General features: G+C 62.4%; 9 protein-coding genes. All 9 read left to right on the top strand.

Annotation, left to right across the window (positions count from 1 at the left end; translation table 11 throughout):
• The first annotated feature begins 20 nt into the window (after positions 1-20).
• The gene (locus BHC62_RS21780; protein ID WP_070996116.1) at positions 21-1,880 is read left to right on the top strand and encodes an extracellular solute-binding protein; all 1,860 of its coding nucleotides are present in this window, start codon (positions 21-23) and stop codon (positions 1,878-1,880) included.
• Positions 1,880-2,941 carry a microcin C ABC transporter permease YejB gene (locus BHC62_RS21775; RefSeq protein ID WP_029293758.1) on the top strand — a complete coding sequence of 354 codons (1,062 nt, stop codon included), beginning with the start codon at positions 1,880-1,882 and terminating at the stop codon, positions 2,939-2,941. The genes BHC62_RS21780 and BHC62_RS21775 overlap by 1 nt, the downstream gene beginning before the upstream one ends.
• On the top strand, positions 2,941-3,963 hold the full coding sequence (locus BHC62_RS21770; RefSeq protein WP_029293756.1) for an ABC transporter permease: 1,023 nt from the start codon (positions 2,941-2,943) through the stop codon (positions 3,961-3,963). The genes BHC62_RS21775 and BHC62_RS21770 overlap by 1 nt, the downstream gene beginning before the upstream one ends.
• A 10-nt stretch (positions 3,964-3,973) precedes the next feature.
• Positions 3,974-5,551: an ABC transporter ATP-binding protein gene (locus tag BHC62_RS21765; RefSeq protein ID WP_070996115.1), complete on the top strand. Its 1,578-nt coding sequence runs from the start codon at positions 3,974-3,976 to the stop codon at positions 5,549-5,551.
• Between the two features lie 139 nt (positions 5,552-5,690).
• Positions 5,691-7,097 carry a sigma-54-dependent Fis family transcriptional regulator gene (locus BHC62_RS21760; RefSeq protein ID WP_070996114.1) on the top strand — a complete coding sequence of 469 codons (1,407 nt, stop codon included), beginning with the start codon at positions 5,691-5,693 and terminating at the stop codon, positions 7,095-7,097.
• A gap of 287 nt (positions 7,098-7,384) precedes the next feature.
• The gene (locus tag BHC62_RS21755; protein WP_029293751.1) at positions 7,385-8,776 is read left to right on the top strand and encodes a GntP family permease; all 1,392 of its coding nucleotides are present in this window, start codon (positions 7,385-7,387) and stop codon (positions 8,774-8,776) included.
• Positions 8,777-8,783: 7 nt separating this feature from the next.
• Entirely contained in the window at positions 8,784-9,557 is a 774-nt protein-coding gene (locus tag BHC62_RS21750) for a 3-hydroxybutyrate dehydrogenase (RefSeq protein WP_070996113.1), read from the top strand.
• 169 nt (positions 9,558-9,726) lie between these two features.
• Positions 9,727-11,679, top strand: a complete 1,953-nt coding sequence (locus tag BHC62_RS21745) for an acetoacetate--CoA ligase (RefSeq protein WP_070996112.1) — start codon at positions 9,727-9,729, stop codon at positions 11,677-11,679.
• Between the two features lie 144 nt (positions 11,680-11,823).
• Positions 11,824-14,373: a PAS domain-containing protein gene (locus BHC62_RS21740; protein WP_070996111.1), complete on the top strand. Its 2,550-nt coding sequence runs from the start codon at positions 11,824-11,826 to the stop codon at positions 14,371-14,373.
• Positions 14,374-14,413 lie beyond the last annotated feature (40 nt).

The following is a 14,413-nucleotide window of genomic DNA, read 5'->3' as shown; positions in this document are numbered from 1 at the left end:
CCCGGCGCCCAAGGCTGATAATGCGACTGGACTTCCTCACGTTGGTTGGTTCTACCCTGGCCCTGCTGCTGGCGAGCACTGTCTCGTTCGCGGCCCCTCAACATGCACTGACTGTCTACGGCGAGCCCGCCAAGTACCCTGCCGGTTTCAGTCATTTCGACTATGTAAACCCCGAAGCACCCAAGGGCGGCAGCCTCAAGCGTTCGGCCCTCGAAGTCGGCCGCTTCGACCATGTGCTGCCGTATATCGACAAAGGCATCGGCGTCAGCCAACTGGACGGCTGGGTGTATTCGCCCCTGGCCTACCGCTCGCTGGATGAGCCCTATACCGTCTACGGCCTGGTGGCTGAAAAGATGGAGCGCGCCGAGGATGGCCTTTACCTGCGGTTTTTCCTCAACCCCAAGGCGCGGTTTGCCGACGGCAAGCCGATCACCGCCCAAGATGTAAGCTACAGCTTCAACCTGCTGATGACCCAGGGCAGCCTGCGCTTTCGCACGCTGTTTGCCGACGTCAAGCGCGTCGAGGTCGAAGGCCCCTTGCAAGTGCGCTTTGACTTCTCCAGCAATGAAAACCGTACCCTGCCCCTGGATGTCGCGACCCTGCCGGTACTCCCCGAACATTGGTGGAAGAGCCGCGACTTCGCCAATGGCGGCGGTTATGAAGCACCGCTGGGCAGCGGCCCGTACAAGGTCAGCAAGATCAATTCCGGCAGCACCATCACCTTCCAGCGCGACCCCGATTGGTGGGGCAAGGACCTGCCCGTCAACCGCGGCCTGTACAACTTCGATCGCCTGAGCCTGGAATACTTCGGCGATACCGAAGTCGCCCGCCAGGTCCTGCGTGGCGGCGCCTACGATTTCAACCGTGAGTTTTCCGCCACCGGCTATTCCATCGGCTACAACGGCCCGGCCCTGGATGATGGCCGCCTGCAACGGGCGCACTTGGCCAAGGATGCGCCGCAAAACTCCCAGGGCTACGTGTTCAACCTGCAAAAACCGATGTTCCAGGACCGCCGTGTGCGCCAGGCCCTGGCCATGCTCTGGGATTTCGAGTGGGCCAACCGGCAGATGATGCGCAACCTGTACATCCGCCAGCAAAGCTACTTTTCCAACAGCCCGCTGGCCGCGACGCAACTGCCAGACGCCCAGGAGCTGGCGATTCTCGAACCCTTGCGCGGGCAAATCCCCGACGAAGTGTTCACCCAGGTGTTCAAGGCGCCCACCACCGACGGCACCGGGATGATTCGCGACAAGCAGTTGCAAGCCCTGGCCCTGCTGGAAGAAGCAGGCTGGACGCCCAAGGGCGACAAACTGGTGAATGCCGCCGGCGAGCCGCTGGAGTTCACTTTCCTCAATGTGCAAAACGGCCTCGAACGCCTGCTGCTGCCCTATAAGCGCAACCTGGCGCAGATCGGCATCACCCTGAACATCAGACGCATCGACTCCTCGCAGTACGTCAACCGGCTGATGAGCCGCGACTACGACATGATCGTCACCGGTTTCCCTGTCACCACCTCGCCGGGCCTTGAGTTGTACAACTACTTCGGCTCAGCCGCGGCGTTCGACCGAGGCGCCAACAACTACTTCGTCCTGCAAAACCCGGCGGTCGACACCCTGATCACCGGCCTGGTGCGCGCCACCACCCAGACGCAGATGCTCAGCTACGCCCATGCCCTGGATCGGGTGCTGCAATGGAATTACTACTGGATCCCCAATTACTACCCGCCCGGCACCTCGGCGGCCTGGTGGAACCGCTTCGGCCGCCCGGCCATCGAAGCCAGCAACGACGAGGCGCTGGAATCGTGGTGGGAAGTCAGCCCGACACCCCTGACCAATGAGCAGATGAAAGCCCAACTGAGCAAGTCGCGAGGTGCCCACTGATGTTTGCCTATATCGTGCGGCGCCTGCTGCTGATCATCCCGACCCTGGTGATCATCCTGCTGGTGAACTTTGTGATCGTCCAGGCCGCGCCCGGCGGGCCGGTGGAACAGGCCATCGCCCATCTGCAAGGCATCGGCGGCGCAAGCGTCGGCGGGTCGTCCGGCGACGGCGTCAGCAGCGGCTCGCGAGCCAGCCGCGGCCTTGACCCGAAACTGATCAAGGACATCGAAAAACAATACGGCTTCGACAAACCAGCCCACGAACGCCTGTGGCTGATGCTCAAGAGCTATGCCCAACTGGACTTCGGCAACAGCTTCTTTCGCGGCGCCACAGTGACCGACCTGATCCTGGAAAAACTGCCAGTGACCGTGTCCCTCGGCCTCTGGGCGACGCTGATCACCTACCTGGTGTCGATCCCACTGGGGATCCGCAAGGCGGTGCGCCATGGCAGCAGTTTTGATGTCTGGAGCAGTACCGCCATCGTCATCGGCTACGCGATGCCGGCGTTCCTGTTTGCGATGTTTTTGATCGTGGTCTTCGCCGGCGGCACCACCCTGAACTGGTTCCCGGTGCGCGGCCTGGTGTCGGAGAACTTCGAGCAACTGAGCACCGTTGGCAAGATCGCTGATTACTTCTGGCACCTGGTGTTGCCCGTCACCTCACTGGTGATCGGCGGGTTCGCCACCTTGACCATTCTCACCAAAAACTCGTTCCTCAATGAAATCACGCGCCAGTACGTGGTCACGGCACGGGCCAAGGGCCTGAGCGAGCGCCGCGTGCTCTACGGCCATGTATTTCGCAACGCCATGCTGCTGGTGATCTCCGGAATCCCCCAGGCGTTTATCAGTGTGTTCTTCGCCGGTTCCTTGCTGATCGAAGTGATTTTCTCCCTCGACGGCCTCGGCCGCATGAGTTACGAGGCCGCCGTGTCGCGGGACTATCCCGTGGTCTTCGGCTCGCTGTTTATCTTCACCCTGTTCGGCCTCTTGATAAAACTGATCGGCGACCTCTGCTACACCCTGGTAGACCCGCGTATCGACTTCGCCGCGAGGAACGCCTGATGCTCAATCTGTCTCCCGTGGCCCGCAGGCGCTTCGAACGTTTCAAGCAAAACCGCCGCGGCTGGTGGTCGCTGTGGCTGTTTATCGGGCTGTTTATCCTGACCCTGGGTGGCGAGCTGATCGCCAACGACAAACCACTGGTGCTCAGCTACCAGGACGAACTGTACTTCCCCGTGTTCAAGCGCTACACCGAGCAGCAGTTCGGCGGGCAACTGCCGTTCCAGGCCGACTACCGCAGCGACTACGTGCAGCAACTGATCAAGAAGGACGGCGGCTGGATGCTGTTCCCGCCAATCCCCTTCAGCGATGACACGCCCAACTACGAACTGACCCGCCCTGCCCCCAGCCCGCCGTCCACGGTGAACTGGCTGGGAACCGACGACCAATCCCGGGACGTGCTGGCGCGGGTGATCTTCGGTGCGCGGGTGTCGATCCTGTTCGCCCTGGCGCTGACCGCGATCAGCGCCACCATCGGCATCGCCGCCGGCGCCTTGCAGGGCTATTACGGCGGCTGGGTCGACCTGCTCGGCCAGCGCATCCTCGAAGTGTGGTCGGGGCTGCCGGTCCTGTACCTGCTGATTATTCTCTCGGGGTTTGTCGAGCCCAACTTCTGGTGGCTGCTGGGGATCATGGCGCTGTTTTCCTGGCTGGCCCTGGTGGATGTGGTCCGCGCCGAGTTCCTGCGCGGGCGCAACCTGGAATACGTCAAAGCCGCACGTGCCCTGGGCCTGGGTGACGGCAAGATCATCCGCCGGCATATCCTGCCGAACGCGATGACGGCCACCTTGAGCTACCTGCCCTTTATCCTGACCGGGGCGATTTCCACCCTCAGCGCCCTGGATTTCCTCGGCTTCGGTATGCCGGCAGGCAGCGCGTCCCTCGGTGAATTGATCGCCCAGGGCAAGCAGAACCTGCAGGCGCCTTGGCTGGGATTAACAGCGTTTTTCACCCTGGCACTGATTCTGTCGCTGCTGGTATTTATCGGCGAGGCGTTGCGAGATGCCTTCGACCCACGTTCATGAGTGAATCCGTATGAGCGACAACCTGATCGAGATCCGCAACCTGTGCGTCGCCTTCAGCGGCCAGACCGTGGTGCGCAATCTGTCCCTGGATATCCGCCCCGGCGAGTGCCTGGCGCTGGTGGGCGAATCCGGTTCGGGCAAGTCGGTGACCGCCCATTCGATCCTGCAATTGCTGCCCCAGGCCGGTACCGCGAGCAGCGGCTCGGTGCGTTACCGCGGTCAAGAGTTGATCGGCGCCGGGCCCAGCGCCCTGCAAAAACTGCGCGGCAACCGCATCGCGATGATCTTCCAGGAGCCGATGACCTCCCTCAACCCCCTGCACAGCATCCAAAAGCAGATCGGCGAAACCCTGCTGCTGCACAAGGGCCTCGCCGGCAAGGCGGCCCAGGCTCGTATCCTCGAACTGCTGGACCTGGTGGGCATCCGTAACCCCCAGGAGCGTCTTAAGTCCTACCCCCATCAGTTGTCGGGCGGGCAGCGCCAGCGGGTGATGATTGCCATGGCCCTGGCGTGCGAGCCGGAATTGCTGATCGCCGACGAACCAACCACCGCGCTGGATGTGACGGTGCAGCGCAAGATCCTGCAGTTGCTCAAATCCTTGCAGCAACGCCTGGGCATGTCCTTGCTGTTGATCAGCCATGACCTCAACCTGGTGCGCAGCATTGCCCAGCGCGTGTGCGTGATGCAGGCCGGGGAAATTGTTGAGCAGGCCGACTGCCAAACCCTGTTCAGTGCCCCGCAACACCCCTACAGCCGCCTTTTGCTGGATGCCGAACCGGTCGGCACGGCGCTGGGCCAGGATCAACGCGAGAACGTCTTGCAGGTCGACAGCTTGAGTGTGCGCTTCCCCATCGGTGGCGGGCTGTTCCAACGCAAGCAGTACCTGCAGGCGGTGGACGGCATCAGCCTGGACCTGCAACGGGGCAAGACCTTGGGTATCGTCGGCGAGTCTGGCTGCGGTAAGTCCACCCTGGGCCAGGCGATCCTGCGCCTGCTGGACTCCAGCGGCAGCATCCGCTTCCAGGGCGAGGCCCTCGATGGCCTGAGCCAGAAGCAGATGCGGCCCTGGCGCAAGCAGATGCAGGTGGTATTCCAGGACCCCTACGGCAGCCTCAGCCCGCGCATGTCTGTGCACCAGATCATCAGCGAAGGTTTGGAGGTACACGCACCCTGCAGCCTGCAGGAGCGTGACGCGCAGGTGATCAAGGTGCTGCAGGATGTGGGCCTCGACCCGGCCAGCCGCTATCGGTACCCCCACGAATTTTCCGGTGGCCAGCGCCAGCGCATCGCCATTGCCCGCGCGCTGGTACTGCGCCCGGCCTTGATGCTGCTGGACGAGCCCACCTCGGCCCTGGACCGCACCGTGCAAAAACAAGTCGTGACGCTGCTGCGTGAACTGCAGGAAAAGTACGGCCTGACCTACCTGTTTATCAGCCATGACCTGGCCGTGGTGCGGGCCATGGCCCACGATATGGTCGTGATCAAAGATGGCCAGGTGGTCGAGCGCGGCCCGAGCCAGGAGCTGTTCGACTCACCACAACATCCCTACACCCAAGAACTGCTCGCAGCCACACAACTGCCCTTGTAGGAGCGAGCTTGCTCGCGAAGATCGTTAACGATAACGCGAAAAGCCTGCCACCCCGAGGCGTCCTCAGGTTTTTCGCGAGCAAGCTCGCGCCTACAAGGGGCGGCGTGATCCTATTCACCTTTTTATTGGCGGCGCCAGCATGAACACCAGCGAAAGCCTCAAGGACTACCAGCACGTTCGCGGCCTGGCGATCCAGTCCCTGTTCGAAATCATCGAGCAGTCCAGCGAAGGCACTGTGATTGTCGACCGCGACGCCAATATCGTGTGGATGAACGAGCGCTACGCCAAGCGCTTTGGCCTGAAAAGCGCTGACCAGGCCATCGGCCAACCCTGCGAACAGGTCATTTCCAACAGCCTGCTGCGCCAGGTGGTACGCAGTGACCAACCGATCCTCCTGGATATCCAGGACACGCCCAAAGGCCCGCTGGTGGTGATGCGCCTGCCGATCCACGACGATGCCGGCAAGGTGATCGGCGCCATCGGCTTTGCCCTGTTCGATGAGTTACGCAACCTCTCGCCGATGATCGAGCGCTACCTGAGCATGCAACAGGAACTGGCCTCGACCCGTTCGCTGCTGCGCTCACGCCAGAGCAAATACAACTTTGCGCACTTTATCGGCACCAGCGCCGCCAGCCTGGAAGTCAAGCGCCGCGCTAGGCGCAGTGCGAGCGCCGAGTCACCGGTGTTGCTGCTGGGCGAGACCGGCACCGGCAAGGAGCTGCTGGCCCAGGCCATCCATGGTGCCTCGCCGCGCGCCAATAAAGCCTTTGTCAGCATCAATAGTGCCGCCATCCCCCACGACCTTTTGGAAGCCGAGTTCTTCGGCACCGCGCCCGGCGCATTCACCGGTGCCGACCGCAAGGGCCGCCCCGGCAAACTGCAAATCGCCCAGGGCGGGACGTTGTTTCTCGATGAAATCGGCGACATGCCCTTGCCCCTGCAAAGCAAACTGCTGCGGGTGTTGCAGGAAAAAGAGTTTGAGCCGGTGGGCTCCAACGAGATGATCCACAGCGACGTGCGCGTGATCGCCGCGACCTCCACCGACCTGGAAGCCGCGATCAAGCGCGGCGAATTTCGCGCCGACTTGTACTACCGCCTCAACGTGTTGCCAATCCAGGTCCCGCCCCTGCGAGAACGCCTGGATGACATCCCGGCGTTGAGTGAAGCGATCCTTGAAGAACTGCGCAGCCAGCATGAACTGGACCGCGAAGCCCTGGCGTTGCTGGCCCAGCATGCCTGGCCGGGGAACATCCGCGAATTGCGCAACGTGCTGGAGCGGGCCGCCTTGCTCAGTGATGATCTGGTGCTGGATGCGCGGGAGATTCGCGCAGCAATCGGTACGTTCAGCCCGGTGGAACGCGATGCCGTGGCACCCGTTGAAGTCGAAACCTTCAGCATGGCGCGGGAGCGCTTTGACCGGCAGTTGATCGCTGCAGCATTGCGTCAGTGCGAGGGTAATGTGGTGGAGGCGGCCAAGCGGCTGGGGCTGGGGCGCTCGACGCTGTACAAGAAAATGGTGGCGTTGGGCATCGCCCAATCTCAATAAAGAGACACACATCCCAAAACCAAGACAATCCCATTGTGGGAGCGGGCTTGCTCGCGAAAGCGGCCTATCAGCAACAAAATCATTGGCTGACACACCGCTTTCGCGAGCAAGCCCGCTCCCACATTGGAACTTCGTTTGTCTTGATATAGAGACAAGACTCGAAAACCAATCACAAAAATCTTTAATTATCCTTATATATCAATGAGTTACAAACTTGGCACAATTCCCGCTATAGCCCCTTCCTACAGCTTTACCCCACAACAATAACAATCCGATGGAGACACACCATGAGTGTGATCATTGCCCTGGCGGCGCTCGCGCTGCTGATGCTGGCTGCCTACCGTGGCTACAGCGTCATCCTGTTTGCCCCCATCGCCGCCCTCGGCGCCGTCCTGCTCACCGACCCTTCCGCCGTCGCCCCTGCGTTTACCGGGGTGTTCATGGAAAAAATGGTCGGTTTTATCAAACTGTATTTCCCGGTGTTCTTGCTCGGCGCGGTGTTCGGCAAGTTGATCGAGCTGTCGGGCTTTTCGCGCTCGATCGTGGCAGCGGCCATCCGCTTGCTCGGCACCCGCCAAGCGATGCTGGTGATCGTGCTGGTCTGCGCCCTGCTGACTTACGGCGGCGTGTCGCTGTTCGTGGTGGTGTTTGCGGTGTACCCGTTTGCCGCCGAGATGTTCCGCCAGAGCAATATCCCCAAGCGCCTGATCCCGGCGACCATCGCCCTGGGCGCGTTCTCGTTCACCATGGACGCCCTGCCCGGCACGCCGCAGATCCAGAACATCATCCCCAGCACGTTCTTCAACACCACCGCCTGGGCCGCGCCCTGGCTGGGCTTGATCGGCACGATCTTTGTGTTCTGCGCCGGCATGCTGTACCTGGCACGCCAGCGCAACAAGGCCCAGCGCGCCGGTGAAGGCTATGGCACCGACTTGCGCAACGAGCCGGAAACCGCCGAAGACCTGAGCCTGCCCAACCCGTGGATCGCCTTGTCACCGTTAATTCTGGTGGGGGTGATGAACCTGCTGTTCACCCACTGGATCCCACAGTGGTATGGCAAGACCCACAGCCTCGCGCTGCCGGGCATGAGCGCGCCGGTCACCACGGAAATCGCCAAGCTCACTGCCATCTGGGCGGTGCAGGCCGCGTTGCTGGTGGGGATCATCATGGTCCTGGTGTTCGGCTTTTCGGCGATCAAGAGCAAGCTGGCCGAAGGCAGTAAGAGCGCAGTCAGCGGCGCCCTGTTGGCGGCGATGAACACCGCCTCGGAATACGGCTTCGGAGCCGTCATCGCCTCCCTGCCGGGGTTCCTGGTATTGGCCGACTGGCTCAAGGGCATCCCCAACCCGCTGGTCAACGAAGCGATTACCGTGACTCTGCTGGCCGGTATCACCGGCTCTGCCTCCGGCGGCATGAGCATCGCCCTGGCGGCGATGTCCGAGAGCTTTATTTCGGCAGCCCATGCAGCCAATATCCCCCTGGAAGTGCTGCACCGCGTCGCAGCCATGGCCAGCGGCGGCATGGACACCCTGCCGCACAATGGCGCGGTGATCACGCTGCTGGCGGTCACCGGGCTGACCCACCGCGAAGCCTACAAGGATATTTTCGGCATCACGATCATCAAGACCCTCGCGGTGTTCGTGGTGATCGGTACTTTCTACGCCACCGGCATTGTGTGAGGTTTTCATGACGACATTGAACGGCAAGACCGCCCTGGTCACCGGCTCCACCAGCGGCATCGGCCTGGGCATTGCCCTGAGCCTGGCCAAAGCCGGCGCCAACCTGATCCTCAACGGTTTCGGCGATGCCAGCGCGGTGATCGCCCAGGTGCAAGCCTTTGGCGGCAAGGTCGGCCACCACCCGGCCGATGTCAGCGACCCGGCGCAGATCGCCGAGATGGTCGCCTACGCCGAGCGCGAGTTCGGCGGTATCGACATCCTGGTCAACAACGCGGGCATCCAGCATGTGGCGGCGGTAGAGGACTTTCCAGTGGAGCGCTGGGATTCGATCATCGCCATCAACCTTTCATCGGTGTTCCACAGCACGCGCCTGAGCCTGCCGGGCATGAAGGCCAAGGGTTGGGGGCGGATCATCAATATCGCCTCGGTACACGGCCAGGTCGGCTCGGTGGGCAAGGCGGCGTATGTCGCAGCCAAACACGGCGTGATCGGCCTGACCAAGGTCGTGGGCCTGGAAACCGCCACCAGCAATGTGACCTGCAACGCCATCTGCCCCGGCTGGGTGCTGACGCCGCTGGTGCAAAAACAGATCGATGATCGCATCGCCGCAGGCGTTGACCCGCAGCAGGCCCAGCATGACCTGCTGGCCGAGAAGCAGCCGTCATTGGAATTCGTGACCCCATCGCAACTGGGCGAACTGGTCCTGTTCCTGTGCAGCGAGGCCGGCAGCCAGGTGCGTGGCGCGGCGTGGAATATCGATGGAGGTTGGCTGGCCCAATAAACCCATCCTGCGCACAACGCCGATCCAAATGTGGGAGCGGGCTTGCTCGCGAAAGCAGTGTGTCAGTCAACCTATTCATTACTGAACCACCACTTTCGCGAGCAAGCCCGCTCCCACCTTGGGATCTTTGCAGTGTCAAACATCTGCGAAAAGAACAAGAGACGAGCCTATGTCCGACATCCTCTGGCAACCCAGCCCGGAACGCATCCACAACACCCGGATGGACCAGTTCCGGCGCTTTATCAATGATCGCCACGCGTTGCAGATCAACGATTACCCCACCCTGCACCAATGGAGCATCGACCAGCGCCCGGCCTTCTGGGCGGCGATTGTCGAGTTTTTCGAGGTGCAGTTCCGTACGCCACCCAGCACCGTGCTGGTGGAAGGCGCGCAGATGCCCAGTGCCCAGTGGTTCCCCGGCGCTACCCTGAACTTTGCCGAGCACCTGCTGCGCCGCCGCGATGAGCACCCCGCCGTAGTCGCCATCGGCGAAGACGGTCAGCGCGAACAATTGACCTATGCCGAACTGGCTCGCCACGTCGCCGGCCTGCAGCGCAGCCTGCAAGCGGCCGGCGTGGGCGTGGGCGACCGGGTGGCGGCGTGCATGCCCAATACCTGGCAAACGCTGGTAGGCATGCTCGCGACCACCAGCCTGGGGGCGATCTGGTCTTGCTCCTCGCCGGATTTCGGCACCCAAGGGGTGATCGATCGCTTCGGCCAGATCGAACCCAAGGTGCTGATCACCTGCGCCGGTTATCGCTACGCGGGCAAGCTGATCGACCAGAGCGCCAAGCTCAACGAAATCCTCGACCGCCTGCCGTCCCTGCAACAACTGATCATCGTGCCCTACGCCCGGCCCGAAGCGCGTGTCGACGACTACCAGACCCAGGCCGAAGTAACCCTGTGGGGGGACTTCTACCGCCCAGGCGGCGAACCGCAGTTTGCCGCCGTACCCTTCGACCATCCGCTGTACATCCTCTACTCCAGCGGCACCACCGGCGTGCCCAAGTGCATCATCCACGGCACCGGCGGCGTGCTGCTGACCCACCTCAAGGAGCACGGCCTGCACGCCGACCTGTCGCGCGACGACTGCCTGTTCTACTACACCACCTGCGGCTGGATGATGTGGAACTGGCTGGTCTCGGTATTGGCCATTGGCGCCACGGCGGTGCTGTATGACGGCTCGCCGTTTCACCCCGGGCCAGAGCGTCTGATTGACCTGATCGACCAGGAGCGCATCAGCGTGTTCGGCACCAGCCCAAAATTCCTCGCCACCCTGGAAAAGGCCGGCCTGCAACCACGCACAAGCCACGACCTGGGCAGCCTCAAGGGCCTGATCTCGACCGGCTCGCCGCTCTCGCCCCAGAGCTACGACTATGTGTACCGCGAGATCAAGCAGGAGCTGTGTCTGTCGTCGATGTCGGGGGGCACCGATATCGTCTCCTGCTTCGTGATCGGCAACCCCGTGCTGCCGGTAAGGCGCGGCGAGATGCAATGCAAGAGCCTGGCGATGGCAATCGAAGTGTGGGACGACCAGGGCCGGCCGCTGATTGGCGACAAAGGCGAACTGGTGTGTACCCGGCACTTCCCGGCCATGCCCATCGGCCTCTGGAATGACCCCCACGGGGACAAGCTGCGCGCCTCGTATTTCAGCCAGTTCCCCGGCGTGTGGGCCCAGGGCGACTATGCCGAACAACGGCCCAATGGCAGCCTGCTGATCCATGGGCGTTCGGATGCGGTGCTCAACCCGGGGGGCGTACGCATCGGCACGGCGGAGATTTACCGCCAGGTAGAAAAAGTCCCGCAGGTCCTGGAAAGCCTGGCCATCGGTCAACGCTGGCAGGACGATGTGCGCGTGGTGCTGTTTGTGCGCCTCAATGACGGCGAACACCTGGACGCCGCCCTGGAACAGCAGATCCGCGAGGTGATCCGCGCCAACACCACGCCGCGCCACGTGCCGGCAAAAATCCTCGGCGTCAGTGATATTCCGCGCACCATCAGCGGCAAGATCGTCGAGCTTGCGGTAAGAAACGTCGTACACGGGGAACCGGTGAAAAACACCGATGCCCTGGCCAACCCCGAAGCCCTGGAGCAGTTTCGCAACCGGCCGGAGCTGGGATAAAAAGATGAAAGGTTTCAGCGTCAATGCACTCATTTGAAGATAAACCCCTCAAGCATGCTATTTTTCGAGGGGTAGTCAGCCGTTTCCGCAGCACGGGATAATCGGCTTCTGTCATTCTTCAAGCGTTACGCGCGGGACACTTACATGAACGGATCACCCACCGGCAGCCAGGCCGCGGCCCTGATCGCACGGCTGGACTGGGCCACAAGCCCCCTCGGTGATGCCAGCCACTGGCCGCAAAGCCTGCGCACGGCAATCGATATTGTCATCCACTCGCCGATGCCAATGTTGTTGCTGTGGGGCGACGAACTCACGCAAATCTACAACGACGGGTTTGCCCTGCTGGCCGGCAACAAACACCCCCAGGCTTTCGGCCAGCCGACACACGCGGTCTGGCCGGAGCTGCAACACTTCACCGCGCCGATCTACAGCGCCGTATTGACCGGCCAGGTGCGCACCTTCAGCGAGCAGCGTTTTGTCCTGCAGCGCAACCACCGCGATACGGAAATCTGGCTGGACCTGACCTACAGCCCGATCCGCGACGAACGTGGCCGGGTTGCCGGGATCCTGGTGACCGCCATTGAAACCAACGAACGCCGGCAACTGGCCGAGGAGCTGCAGCAACGTTCCGAAGCCAGCCTCAAGGCCCAGCACAACACCGAGCAGCGCTTGCAACTGGCCCTGGCCGCCACCGACGCGGTGGGCACCTGGGACTGGGATATCAGCGAAGACAACTTTATTGCCGACAGCCATTTTGCCCAGCTGCATGGGGTCGATCCGCTCAACGCCCACCAATTGCCCATCAGCGACTACCTGCAAGGCGTGCACCCGGAAGACCGTGGCATGGTGGCGCGCAGCATCAAGCATTGCATTACCCATGGCACCGAATACGCCGAGGAATATCGCCTGCTCCAGGCAGACGGCCAGGTACGCTGGGTGTTTGCCCGTGGCCGCTGCTACAAGGATCATCATGGCCGGCCGGTGCGTTTTCTCGGCGCAGCGCTGGACCTGACCGAACGCAAGCACACCGAACAGGCCCTGCGCCAGAGCCAGACCGAGCTGCAACTGATCATCAACGCCATGCCCGTGCTGATCGGCTATGTCGACCACGAAGAACGCTTTCGCCTGAACAACAGCGCCTACCTCGACTGGTACGGCCTGACTCCGCAAGAACTGTATGGCAAGAGCATTCGCGAAGTGATCGGCGCCGAAGTGTATGCCGGGCGCGCCGATAAAATCGCCGCCGCGCTCAAGGGCAAGGCCTGCAGCTTCATCACCATCTCCCCCCATCGCGATGGCCGGCCCCGGCACGCACTGATGAAATACCTGCCGCGCTTCAGCGCCGATGGCTCGGTCAATGGCTTCTACATCTTTGTGATCGACGAGACCGAGCGCAAACTCACCGAAGAGGCCCTGCGCCATCTCAACGATAACCTCGAAGAGCGCGTGGCCCAGCGCACCCAGGCCCTGGCCGAAGCCAACCAGCGCCTGCAAAACGAGATGTTCGAACGCGAGCGCGCCGAAGATGCGTTGCGCCATGCGCAAAAAATGGAAGCGGTCGGCCAGCTTACCGGCGGTATCGCCCACGACTTCAACAATATGCTCACCGGGATCATTGGCAGCCTGGACCTGATGCAGCGCTACATCGCTGCCGGGCGCAGCGATGAGATCGCTCGTTTCACCGATGCCGCCGTGTCCTCGGCCCATCGTGCGGCCGCCCTGACCCACCGCCTGCTAGCCTTCTCCCGGCGCCAGTCGCTGGATCGGCGGCCCCTGGACCCCAATCAGTTGGTGGCGTCCCTGGAAGAGCTGTTCCGGCGTACCAAAGGCGCCCATATCGACCTCAAGGTAAAACTGGGCAACGACATCTGGCCGGTCAACACCGACGCCAGCCAACTGGAAAATGCCCTGCTCAACCTGGTGATCAACGCCCGCGACGCCATGCCCGATGGCGGGCAACTGAGCATCGAGACAGCCAACAGCTACCTCGACGGCACCGATATCACCACCCTGGAACCGGTCAAGGCCGGCGACTACGTGATGCTCGGCGTATGCGACAACGGCGCCGGCATGACCCCGAAAATCCTGGCCAAGGCCTTCGACCCGTTTTTCACCACCAAGCCCATCGGCCAGGGCACCGGGCTGGGGTTGTCGATGATTTATGGCTTTGCCCAGCAATCCGGCGGCCACGTCACGATCCATAGCGAGCCGGGCCGAGGCACCTGTGTGCGCTTGTACCTGCCGCGCCTGCACGGCACCGCACTGAAAAAACCCCAGCCCCAGAGCCCGATGGAAGCTCCAGTGGCGCGCGATGGCGAAGCCGTGGTGGTGGTCGAGGACGATGCGGCGGTGCGCATGCTGGTGATCAACCTGCTCGATGAGCTGGGCTACACCGCCCACCAGGCCGCAGATGCGCGAGCGGCGCTGCCGTTGCTCGAATCCGATCTGCGGGTGGATTTGCTGGTGACCGATGTCGGCCTGCCCGGCATGAACGGTCGGCAACTGGCGGAAATCGCCCGCCAGCACCGCCCCGAGCTCAAGGTGCTGTTCATGACCGGCTACGCCGAAACCGCCGCCGAGCGCCAGGGTTTCCTGGAAGACGGCATGGACATGGTGGCCAAGCCATTTTCCATCGACCAGTTGGCCACGAAAATCCGCAGCATGATCGGCGTCAAAGGCCAAGTTGATGCATAATCCCGCGCCTTCAAGCCCGACCGTTGCAAGGTAACTGCCC

Origin of the sequence: Pseudomonas sp. 06C 126 (genome assembly GCF_001855215.1) — a bacterium.
GTDB lineage: Bacteria > Pseudomonadota > Gammaproteobacteria > Pseudomonadales > Pseudomonadaceae > Aquipseudomonas > Aquipseudomonas proteolytica.
Note: the sequence above shows the minus strand (reverse complement) of the source record. Positions and strands in the feature narration are given on the sequence as shown.

What these genes read in the sequence shown, in the direction of transcription:
- BHC62_RS21780 (WP_070996116.1), top strand. Translation starts at nt 21, where the DNA reads ATGCGACTGGACTTCCTCACGTTGGTTGGTTCTACCCTGGCCCTGCTG.
- BHC62_RS21775 (WP_029293758.1), top strand. Translation starts at nt 1,880, where the DNA reads ATGTTTGCCTATATCGTGCGGCGCCTGCTGCTGATCATCCCGACCCTG.
- BHC62_RS21770 (WP_029293756.1), top strand. Translation starts at nt 2,941, where the DNA reads ATGCTCAATCTGTCTCCCGTGGCCCGCAGGCGCTTCGAACGTTTCAAG.
- BHC62_RS21765 (WP_070996115.1), top strand. Translation starts at nt 3,974, where the DNA reads ATGAGCGACAACCTGATCGAGATCCGCAACCTGTGCGTCGCCTTCAGC.
- BHC62_RS21760 (WP_070996114.1), top strand. Translation starts at nt 5,691, where the DNA reads ATGAACACCAGCGAAAGCCTCAAGGACTACCAGCACGTTCGCGGCCTG.
- BHC62_RS21755 (WP_029293751.1), top strand. Translation starts at nt 7,385, where the DNA reads ATGAGTGTGATCATTGCCCTGGCGGCGCTCGCGCTGCTGATGCTGGCT.
- BHC62_RS21750 (WP_070996113.1), top strand. Translation starts at nt 8,784, where the DNA reads ATGACGACATTGAACGGCAAGACCGCCCTGGTCACCGGCTCCACCAGC.
- BHC62_RS21745 (WP_070996112.1), top strand. Translation starts at nt 9,727, where the DNA reads ATGTCCGACATCCTCTGGCAACCCAGCCCGGAACGCATCCACAACACC.
- BHC62_RS21740 (WP_070996111.1), top strand. Translation starts at nt 11,824, where the DNA reads ATGAACGGATCACCCACCGGCAGCCAGGCCGCGGCCCTGATCGCACGG.